18 protein-coding genes, 1 tRNA gene and 7 pseudogenes are annotated in these 21,773 nt (G+C 42.7%); 15 read left to right on the top strand and 11 right to left on the bottom strand.

Translation table 11 applies throughout. The features are described from left to right. The 5 genes and pseudogenes from ACLJRU_RS18990 to ACLJRU_RS18970 form a co-directional block, all read left to right on the top strand. Window positions 1–1,617 (top strand): phage tail protein (locus ACLJRU_RS18990; protein ID WP_410957041.1); only part of this gene is annotated, 1,617 nt, incomplete at its 5' end. Between the two features lie 14 nt (window positions 1,618–1,631). After that, window positions 1,632–2,150 carry a tail fiber assembly protein gene (locus ACLJRU_RS18985; protein ID WP_023234886.1) on the top strand — a complete coding sequence of 173 codons (519 nt, stop codon included), beginning with the start codon at window positions 1,632–1,634 and terminating at the stop codon, window positions 2,148–2,150. Window positions 2,151–2,796: 646 nt separating this feature from the next. Beyond that, a pseudogene (locus tag ACLJRU_RS18980) lies at window positions 2,797–2,949 on the top strand (helix-turn-helix domain-containing protein); the annotation flags it as partial. A 57-nt stretch (window positions 2,950–3,006) separates the two neighbouring features. Further along, the gene (locus ACLJRU_RS18975; RefSeq protein WP_023228861.1) at window positions 3,007–3,246 is read left to right on the top strand and encodes a hypothetical protein; all 240 of its coding nucleotides are present in this window, start codon (window positions 3,007–3,009) and stop codon (window positions 3,244–3,246) included. A 2-nt stretch (window positions 3,247–3,248) separates the two neighbouring features. Continuing rightward, window positions 3,249–3,557 carry a hypothetical protein gene (locus ACLJRU_RS18970; RefSeq protein WP_001539798.1) on the top strand — a complete coding sequence of 103 codons (309 nt, stop codon included), beginning with the start codon at window positions 3,249–3,251 and terminating at the stop codon, window positions 3,555–3,557. 130 nt (window positions 3,558–3,687) lie between these two features. Here ACLJRU_RS18970 and ACLJRU_RS18965 read toward each other — a convergent pair. Further along, window positions 3,688–4,758, bottom strand: a pseudogene (locus tag ACLJRU_RS18965) (ParB/RepB/Spo0J family plasmid partition protein); the annotation flags it as partial. Here ACLJRU_RS18965 and ACLJRU_RS18960 point away from each other — a divergent pair. Both ACLJRU_RS18960 and ACLJRU_RS18955 read left to right on the top strand, forming a co-directional pair. Continuing rightward, window positions 4,723–5,016 (top strand): Bro-N domain-containing protein, encoded by a 294-nt coding sequence (locus tag ACLJRU_RS18960; protein WP_001539801.1) that lies wholly within the window; start codon window positions 4,723–4,725, stop codon window positions 5,014–5,016. The pseudogene ACLJRU_RS18965 and the gene ACLJRU_RS18960 overlap by 36 nt on opposite strands. A gap of 306 nt (window positions 5,017–5,322) precedes the next feature. Beyond that, window positions 5,323–5,466: pseudogene (locus ACLJRU_RS18955) on the top strand (integrase core domain-containing protein); the annotation flags it as partial. Window positions 5,467–5,752: 286 nt separating this feature from the next. Here ACLJRU_RS18955 and ACLJRU_RS18950 read toward each other — a convergent pair. Together ACLJRU_RS18950 and ACLJRU_RS18945 are read right to left on the bottom strand one after the other, a co-directional pair. Next, a complete protein-coding gene (locus tag ACLJRU_RS18950) occupies window positions 5,753–7,369 on the bottom strand; it encodes an ABC transporter substrate-binding protein (RefSeq protein ID WP_023234888.1) in 1,617 nt (538 codons plus the stop codon). Between the two features lie 290 nt (window positions 7,370–7,659). Then, window positions 7,660–8,727, bottom strand: a complete 1,068-nt coding sequence (locus ACLJRU_RS18945) for an LD-carboxypeptidase (protein WP_223557578.1) — start codon at window positions 8,725–8,727, stop codon at window positions 7,660–7,662. Between the two features lie 245 nt (window positions 8,728–8,972). On the opposite strand from ACLJRU_RS18945, the pseudogene ACLJRU_RS18940 reads away from it, so the two are divergent. Next, window positions 8,973–9,149, top strand: a pseudogene (locus tag ACLJRU_RS18940) (IS4/IS5 family transposase); the annotation flags it as partial. A 223-nt stretch (window positions 9,150–9,372) separates the two neighbouring features. On the opposite strand, the gene ACLJRU_RS18935 reads toward ACLJRU_RS18940, so the two are convergent. Next, complete coding sequence (locus ACLJRU_RS18935) at window positions 9,373–9,714, bottom strand: hypothetical protein (protein WP_023234889.1); 342 nt, start codon at window positions 9,712–9,714, stop codon at window positions 9,373–9,375. Between the two features lie 148 nt (window positions 9,715–9,862). Between ACLJRU_RS18935 and ACLJRU_RS18930 the strand changes: the two are divergent. Together ACLJRU_RS18930 and sopF are read left to right on the top strand one after the other, a co-directional pair. Continuing rightward, window positions 9,863–10,033: pseudogene (locus tag ACLJRU_RS18930) on the top strand (isocitrate/isopropylmalate family dehydrogenase); the annotation flags it as partial. Between the two features lie 447 nt (window positions 10,034–10,480). After that, a pseudogene (gene sopF / locus ACLJRU_RS18925) lies at window positions 10,481–11,604 on the top strand (type III secretion system effector SopF). Between the two features lie 449 nt (window positions 11,605–12,053). On the opposite strand, the gene ACLJRU_RS18920 reads toward sopF, so the two are convergent. The 6 genes from ACLJRU_RS18920 to pagD form a co-directional block, all read right to left on the bottom strand. Continuing rightward, on the bottom strand, window positions 12,054–12,269 hold the full coding sequence (locus tag ACLJRU_RS18920; protein WP_000787621.1) for a hypothetical protein: 216 nt from the start codon (window positions 12,267–12,269) through the stop codon (window positions 12,054–12,056). A gap of 321 nt (window positions 12,270–12,590) precedes the next feature. Then, a complete protein-coding gene (gene envF, locus ACLJRU_RS18915; RefSeq protein WP_001033398.1) occupies window positions 12,591–13,379 on the bottom strand; it encodes a putative envelope lipoprotein EnvF in 789 nt (262 codons plus the stop codon). Window positions 13,380–13,868: 489 nt separating this feature from the next. After that, on the bottom strand, window positions 13,869–14,108 hold the full coding sequence (msgA, locus tag ACLJRU_RS18910; protein ID WP_000497451.1) for a virulence protein MsgA: 240 nt from the start codon (window positions 14,106–14,108) through the stop codon (window positions 13,869–13,871). Window positions 14,109–14,298: 190 nt separating this feature from the next. After that, complete coding sequence (locus tag ACLJRU_RS18905) at window positions 14,299–14,820, bottom strand: RICIN domain-containing protein (RefSeq protein ID WP_001532066.1); 522 nt, start codon at window positions 14,818–14,820, stop codon at window positions 14,299–14,301. A 415-nt stretch (window positions 14,821–15,235) separates the two neighbouring features. Beyond that, a complete protein-coding gene (gene cspF, locus ACLJRU_RS18900; protein ID WP_001539813.1) occupies window positions 15,236–15,448 on the bottom strand; it encodes a cold shock-like protein CspF in 213 nt (70 codons plus the stop codon). Between the two features lie 131 nt (window positions 15,449–15,579). Beyond that, window positions 15,580–15,843: a virulence protein PagD gene (gene pagD / locus ACLJRU_RS18895; protein ID WP_012664625.1), complete on the bottom strand. Its 264-nt coding sequence runs from the start codon at window positions 15,841–15,843 to the stop codon at window positions 15,580–15,582. A gap of 811 nt (window positions 15,844–16,654) precedes the next feature. Between pagD and pagC the strand changes: the two genes are divergently transcribed. Then, the gene (gene pagC / locus ACLJRU_RS18890) at window positions 16,655–17,212 is read left to right on the top strand and encodes a virulence membrane protein PagC (protein ID WP_000789471.1); all 558 of its coding nucleotides are present in this window, start codon (window positions 16,655–16,657) and stop codon (window positions 17,210–17,212) included. 390 nt (window positions 17,213–17,602) lie between these two features. Continuing rightward, window positions 17,603–17,679 (top strand) — tRNA-Arg (locus ACLJRU_RS18885). A gap of 754 nt (window positions 17,680–18,433) precedes the next feature. Here ACLJRU_RS18885 and ACLJRU_RS18880 read toward each other — a convergent pair. Beyond that, window positions 18,434–18,778 (bottom strand): c-type lysozyme inhibitor, encoded by a 345-nt coding sequence (locus ACLJRU_RS18880; protein WP_000977722.1) that lies wholly within the window; start codon window positions 18,776–18,778, stop codon window positions 18,434–18,436. Between the two features lie 702 nt (window positions 18,779–19,480). Here ACLJRU_RS18880 and ACLJRU_RS18875 point away from each other — a divergent pair. The 3 genes and pseudogenes from ACLJRU_RS18875 (at window position 19,481) to ACLJRU_RS18865 (ending at window position 21,754) form a co-directional block, all read left to right on the top strand. After that, window positions 19,481–19,704 (top strand): annotated as a pseudogene (locus tag ACLJRU_RS18875) (hypothetical protein). Window positions 19,705–19,904: 200 nt separating this feature from the next. Continuing rightward, window positions 19,905–20,372 carry an Hsp20 family protein gene (locus tag ACLJRU_RS18870; protein ID WP_023234892.1) on the top strand — a complete coding sequence of 156 codons (468 nt, stop codon included), beginning with the start codon at window positions 19,905–19,907 and terminating at the stop codon, window positions 20,370–20,372. A gap of 338 nt (window positions 20,373–20,710) precedes the next feature. Continuing rightward, entirely contained in the window at window positions 20,711–21,754 is a 1,044-nt protein-coding gene (locus tag ACLJRU_RS18865) for a sialidase family protein (protein WP_000780157.1), read from the top strand. The last annotated feature ends 19 nt before the right edge of the window (window positions 21,755–21,773 follow it).

Genomic DNA, 21,773 nt, shown 5'->3' with positions numbered 1-21,773 from the left:
GATGCCAGCCTGACGAAAAAAGGTATCGTTAAGTTAAGCAGCGCCACGGACAGTGACAGCGAAGCGCTGGCAGCCACACCAAAAGCGGTAAAAACCGTTATGGGTGAGGTGCAGACTAAAGCACCGCTTGACAGCCCGGCATTCACTGGAACGCCGACCACACCGACGCCGCCAGACGATGCCAAAGGGCTTCAGACAGCAAACGCGGAGTTTGTCCGCAAACTGATTGCTGCGCTGGTTGGTTCCGTACCTGAGTCACTGGACACCCTGCAGGAACTGGCTGACGCGCTGGGTAACGATCCGAATTTTGCCACCACTGTACTGAATAAACTGGCGGGCAAGCAGCCGCTGGACGATACCCTCACGGCGCTGTCAGGAAAAAGCGTTGACGGTCTTATCGAATACGTTGGTTTACGAGAAACCATAAGTCGTGCCACCGGCGCCATGCAAAAAGACCAGAATGGCGGCGACATTCCGGACAAAAAACAATTTGCGAGAACTATCGGCGCGGTAACGTCGACTACCATTACATTTGGTGAATCGGGATGGTTCAAAATCGCCACGGTTTTCATGCCGCAGACCACATCGACAGCAGTAATTAAGCTTTACGGAGGTTCGGGTTATAACGTTGGCTCATTTGAACAAGGGGCAATCAGTGAACTGGTGTTGCGTTCAGGTAACGGGAACCCGACAGGAATAACCGCCACATTGTGGAGACGTTCGCCTGTCGCGGCTAACGAGGTCGCATGGGTTAATACATCAGGCGACACCTACGATATTTATATTAATATCGGCCAGTATGCGTACTGGTTAATTGCGCAATATGATTACACCGGTAATGCAAATGTCACGCTGTACAGTACGCCTGAATATTCATCAGTACAGCTGGGAAACTCAACCAGCGGTCAGACATATACAATTTACAGTAGTCTGATGAAACCAACAGCCGGTGATGTGGGTGCATTGCCGATTACAGGGGGACGGCTTAACGGCTCGCTGGGTATTGGTACTGATAATGCGCTGGGCGGCAATTCGATTGTGTTCGGCGATAACGACACAGGCATTAAACAGAATGGTGACGGGATACTGGATACGTTTGCGAATAGCCAGCACACCGTTCGTGTCGCTCCCGGTGAAATGCAAGTTCTGGGATCCATTCGCGCAGGCAATGCCAAACGAATGACCATGACTAGCTCAAATAACTCCGTGCTGAATGCTCAATTTAATTTGTGGGGTGACGGAAATCGACCAACGGTTATTGAGCTGGATGACGACCAGGGATGGCATTTATACAGCCAGCGTAATACCGATGGCAGTATTCAGTTTGTTGTTAATGGACAAGTTATTCCGGATAATTACGGTAATTTCGACGCCCGTTATTTAACATCAGGAAACGTATATACAAAAGGCGAATCAGATAATCGTTATGTCCAGAATATCCAGCGTGGCGCTCCAGTATGGCCGGGCAAAGTAGATGAATATGGACCTGCAGAAGCGCCTGCTGGTTGCTTTTTAACACAAGCCAGACATGACCCAACAACAGCATATGGTGTGACATTTGCGTATCGACCGCTGCAAATGTGGGTGGGTAATGGCTGGCGTACAATTAATGGATGATTAAGGAAACTATAATGGAATTAAAAAACGTTCACCGATACATTCCTGATAACCCGGATTATGATAGCAATTTTCTGTATTTTCGTAGTGAAGATGGCCAGGATTTTTATGAATCGCTGAGTAAATTCACGAAAAAATATAAGTTGTGCATTGATTCTGAAAATATAATCCGTTCCGTATCAGAAGATGTGTCGCGACTCTATCCGGCTGGCTTTTCAGTTGTTGAGGTCAATAAACTACCAGCCGGTTTTAATATCTATGGCGACTGGAAATATTCGAACGGCACTATTCTGGCTGTTCCCGTTGACTATCAGGCTAAGGCCGAAACCACCCGACAGAAACTACTGGATGCCGCTAACAGCGCCATTGCCGACTGGCGAACCGAACTGGCGCTGGGTGAAATCAGTGACGACGATAAGGCCAGCCTGACTAAATGGATGGCGTATATCAGGGAGCTTAAATCACTGGTTTTAACAGGAATTTCAGACGAGGCCACCTTTAATAAAATACAGTGGCCTGTATTATCACAATAACGACTACTGACTAGCTGGTTTCTCCGGAGGCATGGGCCAGTAAGTCAGTAATATGACGTTGTGAAAAAACAGGCTGGCATTAATAAAATACACCAGCCTGAAGTAATATTCAGTTCAGGAGGAACTGATGAAGCATAATAACCAGATATACCATCAGTACTGATATGGTTGTTACAGCCTTCTGTAAAAAATTAACAACCACAAATCTGACACCACTCTGGTGGTTTTTCTATATCTGGTGGCCAGTTGTCACACCATGGCGGGCGAATAAATGGAGCAGGTATTGGCGGCCAGCCACTGGAAGAGTGTTTTGTATTATCTGGTGGGGGTTTTGAATCACTGGCAGCCATCGCAGATGTCGAAAAGGCTGCAGCCGACAATGCAAAGGCTAGGACTAAAAATATGTTCTTAACGTGTCTCATAATATCACCTTTAAGTAGTGACTCACTATCCTTATTGTTACCGCATCCTTTATTACAGATATTAAAGGTTATTCATTACCACCTGGTGAGTAAATAAAAACTATTTAGAAAATATTTACTTTAAATAAAAAGGATAATCAATGTTATATTTTCTATGGAAATTAATTCATATGAGAGTGAGTTCATGTGCTATTCAAATCCTTACTAGCTCCCATCCACTGGGAGCGCAGGCCGGGCACCTGATTAGGGCAGGAGTACCGCGACAGCAGGTAGCGATTATTTATGATGTGGGTCTGTCGACACTATACAAAAAATTCCCTGTTGGTAAATCAGTTAGTTATACAGGCGTGGAAATTGAAAGTTATCTACCGTCTTGATCTCCTCATCATCTGATAATACTGTTTGTATAAACAGTATTATCAGGAGCGGATATTATGCCCCGTCACTATGAGATAGAAATGGCCTGGCGTAACGCCATAATGTTTGAACCGAGTGGCAGAAAAACAGTTACAACAGGGAGATTTGTTCAGGAACTGGAGAAGGTAAACCATTACTGGAGCCTGCGCGAGGCAAACAGGTGGATCGAATGGCATGTGACTACGTTCAGGGATATATCGACGCAGGAAGGAGAAAACCGCACATTCCAGTTATTTAACCCTAACGGAGGGCTTTAAGCATGGGCTTTCCGTCTCCTGCAAGTGACTACGTCGAGCCCCGCCTGACTGTAGATATTTTGTGTGGTATCAACGCTAATAGTTGGATTGTCTATACATCAGATGGTTATGCAGTCGTTGACGTTTCACTGATTCAGCGGCAGGGAGATACAGTATTGATACGTTCTGACGGGGCATTACGTTTTGCAAAAATAATGGGGCAGGCGTTAATTATTGATGATGGTGAAGCGATTGAAGGCGAGGCGCTGGATGGTGTAGTTGTTATAGGAAAAGTTACGTATTTTATTAGCCGGATAAATTTTTCTGGCTGATTGATGTAACGTTGAGACCACGGTCCCAATTTTTTTACCTGACTGTATATGGTAATATCGCCAAGCGTCGTCTCCTGTCGTAGGTCAGACGCAGCCCTGCCGGTGGCGTCCGGCAGGGCACCCTGACGGCTTATATAATATAACGTCTGGTTATTTCATCAGCGATTCGTTTAATCCGATCAGCCTCGTTTGTGTGTTCCTTTAGTACAGTTCGCGAGAATGGAATCATAGTCTGTAGCTCGTTTGCTGGAATATCGTAATCAATACCAGTAGCTGCAGCCCGGATAAAATTTGTCACTGTATCGATTTCGACGAACGCATCGTCGACAGCTTCGCTAACTAGCTTTTGTTGCTCTTCCTGGTACTCTTTCAGTAATGTTTCAATTTTCTGGATCACTACCGGAGAAACGTTGTTCAGCTGGAATGATACGGAATCCCCTTTGTACTTCGCCTTGATCCCCTTACCAAACAGGCGCTCACGCGTTGCAGGTTTTGTTGGTTTTTCGGCTACGTCATGTAACTGTTTCAGGATCTCATCAGTTTCGAATGACTCACCGTCTTTCTGACGTTTGGCAAGGTGCTGGGCAAACGACAGTACAGCATCCTCATTTCCCGCGTACACCTTCGCCAGGGATTCACCGGCACGAGCACTCAGTTCATTGGGATTGCTGAATAATGCGATGATTTTTCGCGGCAGTTCGGCTGTTTTGATGCAGCGCATGATGATTTTCCGTGAGATATTTTCCGCCTCGGCCAGCTTACTGACGTTGTCACCAAACTCATTTTTTAGGCGGCGGGCATAGCGTTTCCCGCGCTCATAGGCGCTGGTCTGTCGATAGCTGTTGCCGATCGTGGATAACCAGGCCATCTGCTCGTCGTCCAGATCCCCGACCAGAACGCGGTATTCGCTGTGCGTATAAATCGCAGTCTGGCGGCGGCGACCACCGTCAGCTACCTCGATAATGCCAGAAATTTTGCGGCCAAATGCCGGATTTTGTTGTCCGGACGTCAGAAATGAAGGAATAAGGTCATCAAGAGCCGCCTGTGTCAGCAGCGCCTGGTCACGTTCGTTGCCAGACCAGACCATAGTGGCCCGTTCAACCATTTCCGCATCTACGGTTTCCAGAGTGAATGTGACGTCACGGCCACAGACTGGCAGGGTGACATGGTTCCCGACCATGTTTCTCACACGCTCGCTCAACAAGAGCGTACATTAAAGTTTGAAGGAAAGCACGACGTTCGGGTTCAGGTCATCAATGGTGAGCCGTGGTTTTGCCTGAAAGATGTGTGTGAAATCCTCTCCGTTTCAGTTGCCAGCCCAACACGCTTCCAGATGAGCATGGAAGGGGTTACAAAAAATGTAATCCCTACAGGCGGTGGCAAACAGCAACTGACTTTCGTCAATGAATCTAACCTGTACCGCGTCATTTTCCGCAGCAATAAACCGGAGGCACGGTAGTTTCAGGATTGGGTGTTTAACGTTGTTTTGCCGACAATACGCAAAAGTGGCCGTTATGGGGTCAGTTTGGAGATCGGAAATTATTGTACGTTTAGCGCATTATTTAACCATAATAATTCGTAAGGGATTGATTTAGCGTCAGTGGCCTTTTTAATTATCGCGTATTCCGTATCGCATTTAGGTTATCCGATTAGACAAAATCCCCTGAAAACACCGTATAGCGCGGGACTACAACCCCACAGCGATAGGTAAGCCTATTCAAAAATAGGCTTACCGTACAATAATTCTTTATATCCAAACTGCCCCCTGAATGAAGTACGTGAAATCACGGAAAAATGGTTATCAGAATATAACGGTGAACGTCCGCATAAATCGCTGAATAATATGACACCTGAGGAATACCGACAGCACCATTATTTGGCCGGGATCTCAAAAAATGCATGGAACTAAAACGAGTCTATTTACAGAAGAGCCATCGTCTTCGGAGGAAAAGTAAAAATACATTATTCCGCCCCGTTACCCAGCGCCAGGGATGCAAATTTTTTGGCGAATGTTTTTCATAAGTCATAAAGAGCGGGAACCTATCGGCTCCCGCTCTTTACAATTCATTGAGTTTAAAACCTCTGCCGAAAATTAAAAAATGTATTTATCTGTTACCGAATGGATAAGGCCATCGCGACATAAACATCGTCAAGGCGTCACCGAGAGACCCTATAACTATTGAATTCATGTGTAATCATTGATGCTTTATAATATACATGGTGCGGCTATAAGCCACATCTTCCGGATTAGTAATAGGATATCCTTTTACCCATGGTTTAATTAGTCTTCCATTAGTTTCCTGATAAATCGGAGCAATAGGCGCCTGTTCCCGAAGTATTCTTTCTGCTGCATTATAATCTGCATTACGTGTCTGCAAGGTGTGCTCTGTCATTGCCTGCATTATGATTTTATCGTAGGCAGGATTATTAAATCGTGAAATATTTCCCGAATGAGTAGAGGTTAACAACGACAAGAAAGTCGAGGCTTCATTATAATCCCCCACCCAAGAGGCACGGATCACATCAAAGTTTCCATTATTACGGCTGTCGATATAGGTTTTCCACTCCTGGTTTTGCAATTTAACATCCACTCCTAGATTTTTTTTCCACATCGACGCCACAGCAATAGCGATTTTCTGATTGTTTTCTGAGGTATTGTAGAGAAGTCTTAAATTAAGGTGTTTTTGTGGTCCATATCCTGCCGCACGAAGTAAACTTTTAGCCTGAGCATTAAGTTTTTCCTGGCTCATTTTTTCAAAGGGTGAAGGCGTAGACGTAAATCCTGCAGTTATATCAGGGGTAAAATGCCAGGCGGGTTTTTCACCTGTACCTAACACTTTTTCAGTTATAAGGCGTCGATTAATCGTCATACTTAATGCCAGACGAACGCGAGAGTCCGCAGTTGGCCCCTTTTGAGTATTAAACGCATAATAGCCGGTACCTAATGTAAGCGGCGTATATACCTGTCCGGGAATATTCTTCATCAGTTGTTGGTACATAATCTTAGGAAACGTTTCTGTAATATCGATGTCACCCGCAAGATAGCGATTGGTCGCCTCTGACTCTTGATTGATTGGCAAAAATGTCACTTTTTGTAACACCGTTTTATCATTATCCCAGTAATGTTTATTAGGCTCGACAACCAGCTTTTCATTCACAACGCGCTCTGTAAGCACATATGCGCCATTGCCAATCAATTTTCCTGGCTGCGTCCATTCCTTACCACTTTCAACGTTTTTTTTCTGTACCGGATAAAATGCAAAACAGGCGGTCAGTCTGGCGAACCAGGGCAACGGTTTATCCAGGTGAATACGCAGGGTATGCGCGTCAATAGCCTCTACCCCAAGCTGGTCCGGCGCGATTTTACCATTAATAATCGACTTTGCGTTTGTAATTCCTGCCAGCACGGCGAACCAGGAAAATGGCGAAAGTGTTATTGGGTCTACCAGACGTCGCCAGCTATAGACAAAATCCTGAGCAGTAACAGGCGTGCCATCAGACCATTTTGCATTATCTCGCAGCGTAAACGTCCAGGTGCGATTATCGTTACTTCTCCACTGGGTGGCGACACCAGGAATAATTTCACCTTTTTTATTCTGGTTAACCAACCCTTCATACAAGTCGCGGATTACCTGGATTTCAGGTAATCCTACAGCTTTTGCCGGATCTAGCGAAGCTGGCTCATCTTTTATTTGACGAACCAGTTCTTGTTTCTCTGCCAGTACCACTCCGTTGGGAATATCCGCTGCATATCCCAGAGAAAAATAGCTAATCATTAGTATACAACAGATGACTGAGATAATATTTTGCATAAAAACCTTACGTAAAGTGATGAAATTTTCATTATAATCAGGTTTAATAATAGTTATTCCCATTTTTAACATCACTACCTCCTTTTATGTGATAAGCTCTTAGCCAAGATTATTGATAAATAGTTAACATATGCATCCACAATAAAAGGTCAACAACATTGAATAATAATTTCCATGTCTATAAAATACAGACGGTTATGATTAATAATTATAAGTTTGGTAGAGAGTAAACCATACCTAGCGACTGATGAAGTATGTCGGGATAAAGGTCCATATCTGAGCTAATAAGCTCAAACTCTATTAGCACTAATTGTAGCAATTATACTCGCACCGTTACGCTTTATCACAGCAAAAGTATTAAGTGGCAATGGCATATTGATCGCACCATGACCAAAAATATTATTTGCTTTTAACGCAATTTTATCTCCAATGAATTTTTCTGAGAATCGGTGAATAATATAATCAAACTGACTTTGAACCAGAGGTGAGTTTGTTTTACCACCATCTTTAATAACATCTCCAAATATCACCCCTAAGCAATTCTTTATTACTGGCGAATAGGCCAACCCCATCAATTTCCTAGAAAACTGGCCGGGATCATCCGCAATAGATTCTAGGAATAGGAATTTTCCCTTAGTTTTAAGCGAAAGCCCCGAAGCCCCATTAAGCGCAGAAACCAAAAGAGAATTTCCACCAACAATTTTACCTGTAACCTCTGTCATTGAGGCAGCAAATTTATTAAGCGGTGATAACTCATATATAACATCTGTTTTTTTTCCGCTAAGAATATCTAATGTTGCTCCCAGGCCATTTTTATTGTATCCCGGAAAAATATCGCCATTAATACCCAGAACGACGGAGTGTATCGAGGGGAAATTTAAGTATTCATTTGCATAAATATGTAATGCCGTAATGTCAGAATAGCCAATAATTGGTTTTATTTTATCTGGTTTCGGATAACTCATCAATTCGCCAAGTATACTAGCGCCCCAACCTCCGCCTGATATCGCCCAGATCGCTTTTGACTCTGAACAGAAAGCATCATAGACAAATTTCGCGCGCTTCCAGATTGTATTAGCTTCATCCAGTAACGCTGTAGGCTCTATTAAATGATCAGGAATGTTTATCTTAAAAGGCGTGTTTTCTTTAAAGTACTGTTCTATTTTTTTGTAACGTTCTTGTGGATTATCAATTGGCGAAGATGGAGCTATAACGTCAATGACATCCCCTTCCTTTAAAAAATCCCAGGATGGCATATTGCGTGGTGTATCTTTAATACCAGCAAATGAATTAAAATCTAATGAGCTACAAACTGCTACACCAGTTGTTTTCAAAAGAAATTCACGGCGAGTTACCATTATACGACCTTTTTAGTGTAGGATTTCTATTTTCATACTATCATGAAGTAAATCAACATTTATTCAATAAATTGCACGTTGATCAGTTATAAAGATGCCTGCGATGTAATTTTTTCTCCCGAATAACGGCACGGCCTAGTACGTTACCGTACTCTTCTACCGGGGACTCCCGGAGCCGCCATGCTGTCCGGGATGATTTTGTCGGCTTCCTTTTTTCGTGCTCAGTGTGTCTTGTAATACTATATAAAGGATTACATCTGAGATATCAGGCGAACAGTGTGAAGTTGAGAAGAGTCATTTCATATCTGACATTCGTGGAGAATATCCTGAGACATTCTCCGCTAATTTTAAGACGAACGGTACTGAGCACCGTTCTTAACCACTTCGCCAGAACTTACCGAAGTATGGTTCTGGTTTATTAGCGCTGAGTTTGTGGGGATTACTCAGCACATAAGCGGGCTTTCTTGTTATTAGGGAGCCGCAGCTCCTTTACGTATCCTTTTTTATCCCCTCACCGTCTGGTAGGTGTCCTGCTGGCACTGCTAACTTTCGGTTATTGCTAGTGATGTCCTATCACTGTCCAGTCATGATTGGTGGGCTGGCGGGAGTTGAACCCACCGCCATGCGCCAAGGATATAGTACAAATTATTGCTTCAAATTTGCCTCAGCCATTGCCCTTAAACGCTCAATCTGAACGTTTAACTCCGAGATAATTTCTTCAGGTTGTAGATTTTTGTTGGATTGCACGAAGTCTCTGATTTGTATCATTTGGTGTACTCGGATCTCTAATTCACTATAAATGGTCAGCTCATCAGGGTCATCTTGGGATTGTTCGCCTGTTTCAAATTCGACAAAAGTATGGGGTGGATTGTGATAGACACGAGAAATCGGGATTGGCCACCACTCTTCACCGGTTACTACATCCGCATCGAATGGCACAGTTTTATCAATCTCCATCAGTTTCTGAATGAGAACAGAAGTTTTCAAACTTATCTCCATTTAGTCCTAAAGTGGTTATCAAAACTCAACGTAAACTATACAAAATCAGCTTGTTATGATGAAGGTAAAAGTGGTGGATATAGTTGCTGATAAAACGTTAAACTCTTTAAATTCAATAAACTAAGTTTGGTTGTTAAAAATGCTGCTGCGCCACATGCAGTGGTTCGAAGCCGCAGACCTGATTGTTAAAGGTATGGAAGGCGCGATTGCCGCGAAGACCGTGACCTATGACTTCGAACGTCTGATGGACGGCGCTAAGCTGCTGAAATGTAGTGAGTTTGGTGACGCGATTATCGCGAATATGTAATAACGATAATTGTTAAAAACAAAAACGGGGACTTAACGTCCCCGTTTTTATTATTAGTATTCGAACGGTTATCAAAACTTTATCAAAACTCCCTCAATTCAGACCGCAATAGTAGTTCATCCTTTACCCCGATCGTCATGATAACCTGAGCCCCCCCTGAAAGCTGATAGTTACCGATTTTGATTGTAGTGGTTTTCTTAATAATGTGTGATTTGGCTATTTTTTGAAAGTGCCTTACCAGATTTATTGTTGTTATCAGGATAATTTTTTAATAAAAAGTGATGGTTTATTGACTACAATAGTGGGTAGGTTAAGTATTTTATAAAATTATTAGCATGCTTTATTTGCTCTTCTACGAGGCTGCTAAGAAGTGTTGAAATATCAGCCTGATAAAGAATACGTCAGCGAAAGTGAATGCTATATTAGTCATAAAAATTCAGGAGACATATGCTCAAACCTATCTGCCATAGTGGAAGTATAAAGGTTCCGGAATATCTGGAAACAAATAAGGAAAAAAATGCCGGACGTACTCCACTGTCTTCAGACATTCAGCAAGTTAGAAATGTTGTTGAAGATGTTCCGCCATTTCCAGAAAGCAGAACGGCGAGAGGTTCTGTAAGCGCAGCGTACAGGCTTTCTTTTGACGAAGTGTTTTGCGGTCTCAGCAATGAAGAGCGTAAAAAGGTGTATGGTCGCCTTTTTGGAAAACAAGTACTTGCGCATATTCATTCCAGGTGTCAGCGCGACGCTGACATAATAAGAGAAAAAGCGCTCAGGCGGATAAGCCGTGAGTGTGGTACCGAAATAGATTGCACTCTCTTGCTAAATAGGATGGTGGATATTTTACAAAATGCCCGGCTGACAATAAATTTTAATGCGGCAAAAATTGACTTTGTCTCTCTCTTAAAAAATAAAGAATATCTGAACTCTTATGCATTAGGTTGCAGACCGGGAGATTTACCTGCTTATAATGTCGGGCGTGATTCAGTTGAAACTAAAGCATTTGAACTGGAGAAGTTTGCAGATTCACCTTATGCCCCATATGGTCAGACAGGCGGTTTTTCCGTAGCATATACTCCCAACAGTAAAACTTTTAGCCCTACAAGCAGACCAGTTTATGCTGCACTGGACTTTCTGAACGGTGAAAATGGAGGTGCCAGCGCCTATGGGAAATCATTTTTTGAATTAAATGATAATGTAAAAACAAATTGTACATTCTCACCTTTTGATATCTACGGCCACAGATTTGGCCTGGATACGAGTAAATTATCTACATTTTGGCATATGGAGAACCTGATTGCATCCTGTCAAAATGATTTTTTTGGTTATAATTGCTTTAAGAGTTTGGTTAAAATGGCTAAGGGCGAAAAATTTTTAGCTCATTCTAATTATGGTACAGGCTATGAAGGGAATTATATAGAGGCTCATATTCATGGTGATGTATGTTTATTCAGAGATATAAAGCACGTTTATTTGTCTTTGCAAGAAAACTCTTACTCGGAAAGTCAACTATATGATTATGAAAACAAATAAACCAGGCGCTTAATAGAGACTGCATAATATTATATTGACAAGCTTATTATCAGGCTCTTTAAAAGAGCTTTAAATGATCATGAGCACATACTTCTTGAGGTAGGCAGTAACTGCTTTTATATTTATTATCTCAGGACCGTTCTGGCAGATACCTGTGTGGCACTTTAGTGTGGTCTGGCAAAATAGAGGAATATGGACCAGCAGAAGCGCCTGCTGGCTGCTTTTCACTTAAAATGCTGGACTTCACCGGTGCTTCAGATGAAGCGACCTTCACAGTCATCAAGTGGCCTGTATTACCACAGGAGTGATTTACTGGCTATCGATATTCCTGCTCATATCAATGACAGTATTTCGCTCTTTCCCGTACATTGCTCTCCCGACCAGCTCACGGTCCAGTACATGACAGTCCTTTTCCACTTCGCTACGCCTAATTTTTTTTTAGTTGCTCTGTTTTATTGCGCTGAATTTGTACCTCAAAACAATAATTTTAAATACTTATTTGAATATTTTTTTTTATGATTTTTTCACGAAATGAGTAAAAAACAAAATGAAGAATGATATGAATAATTAATGCAATAAAAAATGATATCACACCAATTGATGGTCCTGTTTTGTATACGAATAACATGCATAAAAATATAGCAAATAGATCAAGGGAAATATCCGCGATGAAATCAGTAATTATTTTGAAAAAATTCTTCATATTACCTCTTTAAAATATCTATTTTATTCATCATTTTTAGGTCGGGCAGTGCTCGAAATTCTCACGTACAACGTATACGCTCCGGTTTCTGCGCGCTGCCCGGCTTCACACTGGCTCCAACAAGTACGCCAGCTGGAATAGATTCCTGGCGTCACATAACTTCACCTGGTTATCCACAAAAGACTCAATAAATAAACATCTTGAGTACGAAAAATTACAGTGTCAGAGAATGAAATAGCGATTCGCTGTCTTCAAGCAGTGCCTTAGTACCTGGCACGCGCTCTTTCGCGCTATAATTTTTATCAATGTTTGTATCGCCTGCTATTTTTTAAATGTCTGCTGTATTTCGTTCATCTTTTCAGCTGCTTTTTTACGCTGACTTTCAATGTCTTTTCTCGATTGTTCAACAAGTTGCTGTGCTTTTTCGGCTTCTTTTTTTGGGTCGAAAGGTTCTTTGATCTCATATCCGGCAATAGAACCATCCTTATTTAAGGTCATTACCGCACGTGCTGTATTTTTAGCAGTGATGGTAATGTCATAGACGAATTCGCCATTATGAGCTATCTCTGCTCGTACAACGATATCGCTATCTTCCGTAACGGAAATGATGCCACTGGCGTTAGCGCGTTTAATTGTTTCCTGAATACGCTCTGGTATAATGCTGAAATTGATCGAGTCGAATTTGAATAAAGCCTCTTTTAGTGCTTCTTGTTTTTGCTCCTCTGTTATAGTGCCAAAGATGGTTAAGTTGACAGGCGAAGGTCCCCCCCAGTAGCCGTTGTTAAATTTAAACATCTCTACTTTAGCAGGGGTGTTAACGCTTTGTCGAATGAATGAATACCCGCCCTTGAAGAAACGGACTTCAATAATCGCAAGATTGGCTCCACCTTTTGCGTTGATATTGGCAATAGCTTTTTGCATTTCGGCTTTGTCGTAAAAGAACATTGATTGCTGGTGCTCTTTTTGCTGGATTTTTTGCATGTATTTCTCTTGATTTTTTTCAGCTTCCGCCATGGCATCTTTATCGTTATCACAGGCGCTAATTAGAGTTGCCGCGATGAAGGTAATCGGAAGTAAGAGATTTTTATATGTAACATGTATTTTATTCATGTGAAGTATTTCCCTTTTTTATATAAAATAGATAGTCTTGACTGGTCGAGACTATCCTGGAAACATAGTAATAATGCGTGTGCATATCTGCAGTAAGTTTTAGTTATGCTGGTTTTATTTCGGATTTTTACCTGTTACTTTTTGTTCGTAAATAGGTATTTTACGTATTGATGATAAGTTTAGAACCTATCCCAGTAGGCGTAATCGTTAAAGCCAGTTTGGCGAATAAAAGAGTCTAATGGGATAGGCTCTTAATAAACAACAAAACCAAACGTACTTTCAGATTTCAGGCTGGAATGCGCACAGCTGATTGTTGATAAGGGCTACTCATACCGACAGGCCAGTGAAGCGATGAATGTCGGTTCCACATACCGGTCTGAGGTATCAACAACAACATGTTCTGAGTGGTAGCGTTTGCGTTATATCGTCACAGACAGCGCCTCAGGGCGCTGTTTTCGATCGGACATGTCGCTTTCGCAGGAGGGGACGTTATTCGGCGACCAGCCACATATCAGCCTCTTCAAACATCTCTTCCAGCATACGGTGCAGCCGTTCTTTCTCGGTTTTTGTACAGTCACTGTTTAATGCGTTCGCCTGCATTGGCTTAACTTTCACTTGCGCATCGGGAAAAAGTTGATGTACGCGTTTTGTGAGTTCATTGAGGATGATTTCGCGTGCGCCTGGCAGACCTTCAACATTTCGCTTGTCATAAACGAGTTCGACGAACATCGCCATTTCCTTTTTACTGGTTGGATGACCAGTATTTAATCTGGGTATACAACCCGTGTCAAGGTTTAGCCGCCGTTTTGTCATCCTGACGTTGCGGACGTAAATGAAATTGACCGTATATGGAAGTAAAGGTCGCTAACCTGTTAGCGTGTCATGAGGTTAGCGGCTCTCTCTTCACAGCGGTGTCCTGCTACCTGATGGTAAATTCCAGGGCGCGACTAAAATCGCAATCGGCCAACACAACAGGGTCGCCTTTTCTGACAATAATGCTATTTGTGCCCAGGCATTTTCGGCTCTGTTTCCCCTTAATTTTGTTATCATCAGTGAGCCAGCGCTGGTTATCATTACCCGTGCATGAATAAAGAATGATTGGTGTGCCTTCTTTTGTACCTTGTCCTGCGGCATCCAGACATTTCTCACCCTGCGTGATTCTATCTCGGTGAAATGAGAAAAGCTGAGATTGCACATGCTTACACTCCCGCAGCGTCAAACGATTCTGTTGATCTGGGCCTGTATCAAGGCACAGACCATCAGTTGTCCGAATTTGTTCCGCGTCATTTATGTAATAACCACCGGAATTAATCTGGTTTTGTGTAATGACCGGGAACGACAAATTAATACTATAAGGTGTGGGTAAGCCGTTCGTCGTACATCCACATAAAATAGAGGAGAGGCAGAGAACCAGTGTGGTTTTTCCTGAAAGCAAAGTCATTCAATTATTACCCTAAAAATAAATAGCATTACAACTATATTGGCGATTTATACCCACTGAATATGACGTAGCATTGAGCGGCAATAGAGATAATTCCGATAGAATCACATAAATACTTCGGTTAAATGCGCGCAGCCAGCCACTCCTGTGACGATGAGTATATAGCGTTAAATACTTTTGCAATATTAGATATTATCACAGTGAAAAACGGCTGTACATTTCTTCACGTTAAACAAAGTGAGAAGGGGGGGGCACCCGATATATGATAAAAGAGGTCACAGGAGTCATTAGCAAAATAAATCCTTTAGATTTTCGCCACTGAAAACATTCTGCAGCCTTTCAGGCAAAGCCTCATAGCAGACTGCGGAGGTATACGTACTCGCTAAATTTTTCTGAAAAAATGCCGAGTAACGAATTATGAAAGATAAACGTTGGCGTCGGTAGGTCCGCGGAGGCCATTAATACGACAAAACTCAACGCGTATACCGGGGATAAGCGCTTCTGTTTCGTGTTGGCGACATGATGAGATGTGGACCTGAACATCTTTGCGTCCATCGGAGGGGGTGATGAGACCTTTACCGCTCTTACAATCAAAGGTTTTGACAATTCCTGTCATTTTACGAGACAAACAAATTCCTTAATGGGGATAACGAGGCGCACTATACACGTCAGGAAAAATAATGCCAGCTATATTTGATGACAATCAAGATTTCCGGGTGGCTAAAAGTAGTCGTTCGGCATCATTGTAGATAAATAACATTATGTTCTGGAGAGAGTATTCCCTTTCCTGGCGTCATTGACTGGGGCGGACATCATGGGTTTTGTCGTCGGGCAGGACGGTGAACTAATCTGCCTGGCTTGCTTTTTATCAGTATTTGTAGGTGGTTGCGGGGTTTTACTACCAAAATCGTAGATAAAAATATCCCATGATGCCTGTTGTAAACCAGAACAATGGCCTGAACTGGCCAAAACATGGAATGAAAAAATAAGTAATGACCAAAGCATAAAAGCATGATGTTTCATAGCACCTCCTGTTATATATAATGACTTGTGAAGTTCATCTCCTGAATTATGGAACGTCATTGACATTTTTTATTCAACGAAGAGTTAACCACTCTTAATAATAATGGGTTTTATAGCGAAATAGACTTTTTTATCGCGTATTCAATATTTGCGTTAGTTATTATTTTTTTGGAATGTAAATTCTCTCTAAACACAGGTGATATTTATGTTGGAATTGTGGTGTTGATTCTATTCTTATAATATAATAAGAAATGTTGTAACTGATAGATATATTAAAAGATTAAATCGGAGCGGGAATAAAGCGTGCTAAGCATCATCGTGAATATGATTACAGCGCCTGCGATGGCATATAACCGTATTGCGGCTGGAGCGTCACGTGAGGACTGTGAAGCACAATGCGATATGTTCTGATTATATGGCGAGTTTGCTTAATGACATGTTTTTAGCCGAACGGTGTCAAGTTTCTTAATGTGGTTGTGAGATTTTCTCTTTAAATATCAAAATGTTGCATGGGTGATTTGTTGTTCTATAGTGGCTAAACACTTTATGGTTTCTGTTAAATATATATGCGTGAGAAAAATTAGCATTCAAATCTATAAAAGTTAGATGACATTGTAGAACCGGTTACCTAAATGAGCGATAGAGTGCTTCGGTAGTAAAAATATCTTTCAGGAAGTAAACACATCAGGAGCGATAGCGGTGAATTATTCGTGGTTTTGTCGATTCGGCATAGTGGCGATAACTGAATGCCGGATCGGTACTGCAGGTGTTTAAACACACCGTAAATAATAAGTAGTATTAAGGAGTTGTTATGAAAAATATTATTTTATCCACTTTAGTTATTACTACAAGCGTTTTGGTTGTAAATGTTGCACAGGCCGATACTAACGCCTTTTCCGTGGGGTATGCACAAAGTAAAGTTCAGGATTTCAAAAATATCCGAGGGGTAAATGTGAAATACCGTTATGAGGATGACTCTCCGGTAAGTTTTATTTCCTCGCTAAGTTACTTATATGGAGACAGACAGGCTTCCGGATCTGTTGAGCCTGAAGGTATTCATTACCATGACAAGTTTGAGGTGAAGTACGGTTCTTTAATGGTTGGGCCAGCCTATCGATTGTCTGACAATTTTTCGTTATACGCGCTGGCGGGTGTCGGCACGGTAAAGGCGACATTTAAAGAACATTCCACTCAGGATGGCGATTCTTTTTCTAACAAAATTTCCTCAAGGAAAACGGGATTTGCCTGGGGCGCGGGTGTACAGATGAATCCGCTGGAGAATATCGTCGTCGATGTTGGGTATGAAGGAAGCAACATCTCCTCTACAAAAATAAACGGCTTCAACGTTGGGGTTGGATACCGTTTCTGAAAAGCATAAGCTATGCGGAAGGTTCGCCTTCCGCACCGCCAGTCACAAAACAGGGCTTCTTTACCAGTAACACGTACCTGCCTGTCTTTTCTCTCTTCGTCATAGTGACGCTGTACATAACATCTCACCAGCATAAGCACAGATAAGGGATTGTGGTAAGCAATCAAGGTTTCTCATGTAGGCGATAAGCAGGAAGGAAAATCTGGTGTAAATAACGCCAGATCTCACAAGATTCACTCTGAAAAATTTTCCTGGAATTAATCACAATGTCATCAAGATTTTGTGACCGCCTTCGCATATTGTACCTGCCGTTGAACGACTACTGAAAAGTAGCAAGGTATGTATTTTATCCAGGAGAGCGCCTTTTTTGCGCCTGGCAGAAGTCCCCAGCCGCCACTAGCTCAGCTGGATAGAGCATCAACCTCCTAAGTTGATGGTGCGAGGTTCGAGGCCTCGGTGGCGGTCCAATGTGGTTATCGTATAATGTTATTACCTCAGTGTCAGGCTGATGATGTGGGTTCGACTCCCACTGACCACTTCAGTTTTGAATAAGTATTGTCTTGCAATCCTGTTACAGAATAATTTCATTTATTACGTGACAAGATAGTCATTTATAAAAAATGCACAAAAATGTTATTGTCTTTTATTACTTGTGAGTTGTAGATTTTTCTTATGCGGTGAATCCCCCTTTGCGGCGGGGCGTCCAGTCAAATAGTTAATGTTCCTCGCGAACCATATTGACTGTGGTATGGTTCACCGGGAGGCACCCGGCACCGCAATTTTTTATAAAATGAAATTCACACCCTATGGTTCAGAGCGGTGTCTTTTTACATCAGGTGGGCAAGCATAATGCAGGTTAACTTGAAAGATACGATCAATAGCAGAAACCAGTGATTTCGTTTATGGCCTGGGGATTTAACCGCGCCAGAGCGTATGCAAGACCCTGGCGCGGTTGGCCGGTAATCGTTCAATAGTGCGAATATGAATGGTTACCAGCCGCTGCGAATTCTACCTGGGTCACTTAATAAAGCAAAACATTTAAACGCTCAACAACGACAATTCAGACAGTTCGAACTTTTCTTTAAAAATAGGATTAACCATGTTTAAAAGTGGTTACTAATTAGCCATTATACTACGGTAGTGATTCACATATTCTTTAACGTTACGTTACAGGAAAGTTGAAGTGGAAATGCCTGATGAGCCTTCAGGCATTTCTTAAGGTTAGTTAGCTAAGGAACAGTTACTGAGAACAGGTTTATCATCACCTTCCACCAGTTCAGCCGTTTTGCCTTTGGTATAAAGTTTATAAGTATAATTTTTGTCTATGGCTTCGTAATTTGCTCCGGAGGCCATTTTCATTAACCGCATCGGGATCATCTCGTTTACCTGGCTGATAATCGCATAGGCGTTTCCAGCCTCGGTGTTGACGTAAATCACCTCCATAACCTGGTTATCATTACAGGTGTATATAGATTTAGAAATCTCCTGCGAAGCTGCTATGGATGTGGAACTGGCGCTAAGCGCAGCGAGAAAGAGGGTAAATGGGATCAATTTACGTTTCATCATTAGTATCCTTTGTGCATAAAATTGTCGTTAATTCCCTGAAGAACGGGAGATAAAGCGGCATCAATACGATGAATGCTGTAGTATGCCTGTTTACTGACGAAAAGTGCGCCAGAAAAGCGTATTATAATTTATCCATCACTGACATATGTGATGAGTAGACAAATCTTAAAATCATAAACTATAGGCTGCAAATCATTATGGTGCGATAGAAAATGATTATCACCACTGCTCAATACTATGGCATAAAAACCGAAGAAAACGGTACTGTTCACTGTCTCGTTTCATACGGTATCTGTCAGTGAAACTATTTCTTCAAATGATGGTCTTTTTATTATCGATCAGATAATGGCATCAACAGGGGTTATTCAGGAGTATATGTGAAAAAGTGGCTTATAGGAGGGATATTGATCGCAAGTTTTCTGACCGGTTGTCTGATGTGGCACAACATTGATAAATGGTTTAATAAAGATATCGAATTTTTCTACGTCGGAGACGATAGCTAAAATTCCAGTCAGTTGGCAACGGGAGTCATATCTTCAGGTATGGCGCCCGGAGTAGCCGGGCGCAAATTGTAGGTGTATAAATGTCATTTCATTAAAATTTTAGCGACAACATGGACAGTCACTACCGCGTGCTAGAGGCCCTCTGAAGTCACAAGATGAATAAGCCAGTTTTTTGTTTCAGCGGTGACTGAAACATATTTTGCTCCTGGTGGGCTTACCGCCAGTTGCTGAAAAAGACAACGATGATGTAACTGTTGCAGAGACTGACGAATACGACGACCGTGAATTTTATTTTTGGCGACCATATTTCCTCCCAAAAGGCCGCCCGAGGCGGCGCTGGGTTTGATAATGGAGAAGGGCGTTGGTCACTGCCATAACCAACCTGTATACACTAATGCAATTGATAATCATTATCAATTGTGATGGTGAAGAAAAATTGTAAAGATGAAGGGACAGCGGAAATGGCAATGAACGGGATGAGACTTTTCGTTAACTACTTAAATTCGTGACTAAAAAAAGGCTTTTATAGACTTGAAAATGTTTTTTCCGTCCCTATGTAGTCAGTGGACAAGCAATGCTTGCCTTGATGTTGAACTTTTGAATAGTGATTCAGGAGGTTAATGATGGCACTCAGAACCTTGTCAGCACTTCCCGTGTTTGCTGATTCTCTTTTCTCTGACCGTTTCAACCGTATTGATAGACTTTTCAGTCAATTAACAGGAGATACGCCAGTTGCTGCGACGCCAGCTTACGATCTGCAAAAGCGCGATGCGAATAACTATCTGCTTACCGTGAGCGTTCCTGGCTGGAAAGAGGAAGAGCTTGAAATTGAAACGGTTGGCGGCAACCTGAATATTACGGGTAAACACACTGAAGAGACGGTAGAGGATCAGACGCACTGGATTTATCGTGGTATTCGTAAGGCGGACTTCCAGTTGAGTTTTTCTTTGCCTGAACATGCTAAGGTGAATAATGCGAAACTGGAACAGGGCCTCTTGTTGGTCGAGATTTACCAGGAGATCCCTGAAAGCGAGAAACCGAAAAAAATTGCCATAGAAAGCAAACCAAAGGCGATTGAACACAAATTATAATCGCGTTAATGAAGGCCCGTTTAGACGGGCCTTCATTGCCTGTAGCGAAAAGTATCCCGTCATGCTTGTAGGCACAGATCGCTAAATATTATAGCCCTGACCTCTATATTATCCCGTGCCACTGACCTCGTCGCCATTGGACGGCGGTAAGTTGGAATTATCCGCGAGGTCAGTCCAATTTTTGTCCACTCTCGACATTCTGCCTGTTATGGGCGCGATACCTGAATATAAATTCGTATAGCGGTTGATCGTTTTCACCGCGTTGATGCCATTTCTGCTAACACTACTTTCATACGTAAAAAAGCTGATGCTTTTTACCTTATTTAATAGAGGCAGGTATGAAATTAGTGCTCGTCAATCGGCAGGTCATTTTACCGGAAAGCGGAACCGAGTCCTTCCAGTGCCATGCCTCTACGCTTGTTCGCTTACCGTGCGGTACGCTCGTGGCCGCATGGTTCGCGGGGTTGCGAGAAGGAAGCGAAGATACAGCCATCTGGCTATCTCGCTATGAACATAATATCTGGACAACACCGCAGCGAGTGGCGGCACGCGAGGGGGAAGCGCACTGGAATCCGGTGTTATTTTACCCGTCGGATAAATTGTGGTTATTTTATAAAGTAGGCAGCGACGTACACGTGTGGAAAACCTGGTTTATCACCTCCAGCGATCGAGGATTTACCTGGAGTACGCCAGCTCCGTTGGTTAACGATGATATTTTGCCGCGCGGTCCCGTAAAAAATAAACTCCTGCTGGCATCAAATGGCGCCTGGATTGCGCCAGGGTCGATTGAAAGTCCTGAACGGTGGAGGGCATTTGTGGATCGATCCTCTGACGAAGGAAAACACTGGAATATCTCTTTTGTTCCGCTGGAGCCTGATAACGCTATTTCCGGGACAAACGTAGCGTTGTGGGATGGTGTAAAAAAGGGGATGTTGTGGGAATGTTGTCTGGAAAACCTCCTGCGCTGGGATGGCGTTATTCAGCCTACGCTGTGGGAGTCTTCTCCGGGGCATATCCATATGTTGTTACGAAGCACACGCGGGGCAATTTTTCGCAGTGATTCAATCGACTATGGCGCTACCTGGTCTGTTGCCCGCGCGACATCTTTACCGAATAATAATAGTGGTATCGATCTGGTTAGTATGCAGGACGGTACGCTGATTCTTGCGTTAAATCCGGTCAACGGCAACTGGGGAAAGCGCTATCCGCTTTCACTGATTGCTTCCCAGGATAATGGCGAATCATGGCTACCGCTACTGGACCTGGAAAGTGACCACGGTGAGTATTCTTATCCCGCTATTATTAGCGCGGGGGGCGTCGTACATATCACTTACACGTGGAACCGGAAAAATATCGTATATTGTCGATTACAAACGGTGTAAGGCGCTATCAGTCGAAACC

The organism is Salmonella sp. SAL00653, from assembly GCF_046552515.1.
GTDB classification, from domain to species: Bacteria; Pseudomonadota; Gammaproteobacteria; order Enterobacterales; family Enterobacteriaceae; genus Salmonella; species Salmonella enterica.
The sequence above is the reverse complement of the archived record's forward strand: the minus strand, read 5'-3'. Positions and strand labels throughout refer to the sequence as shown.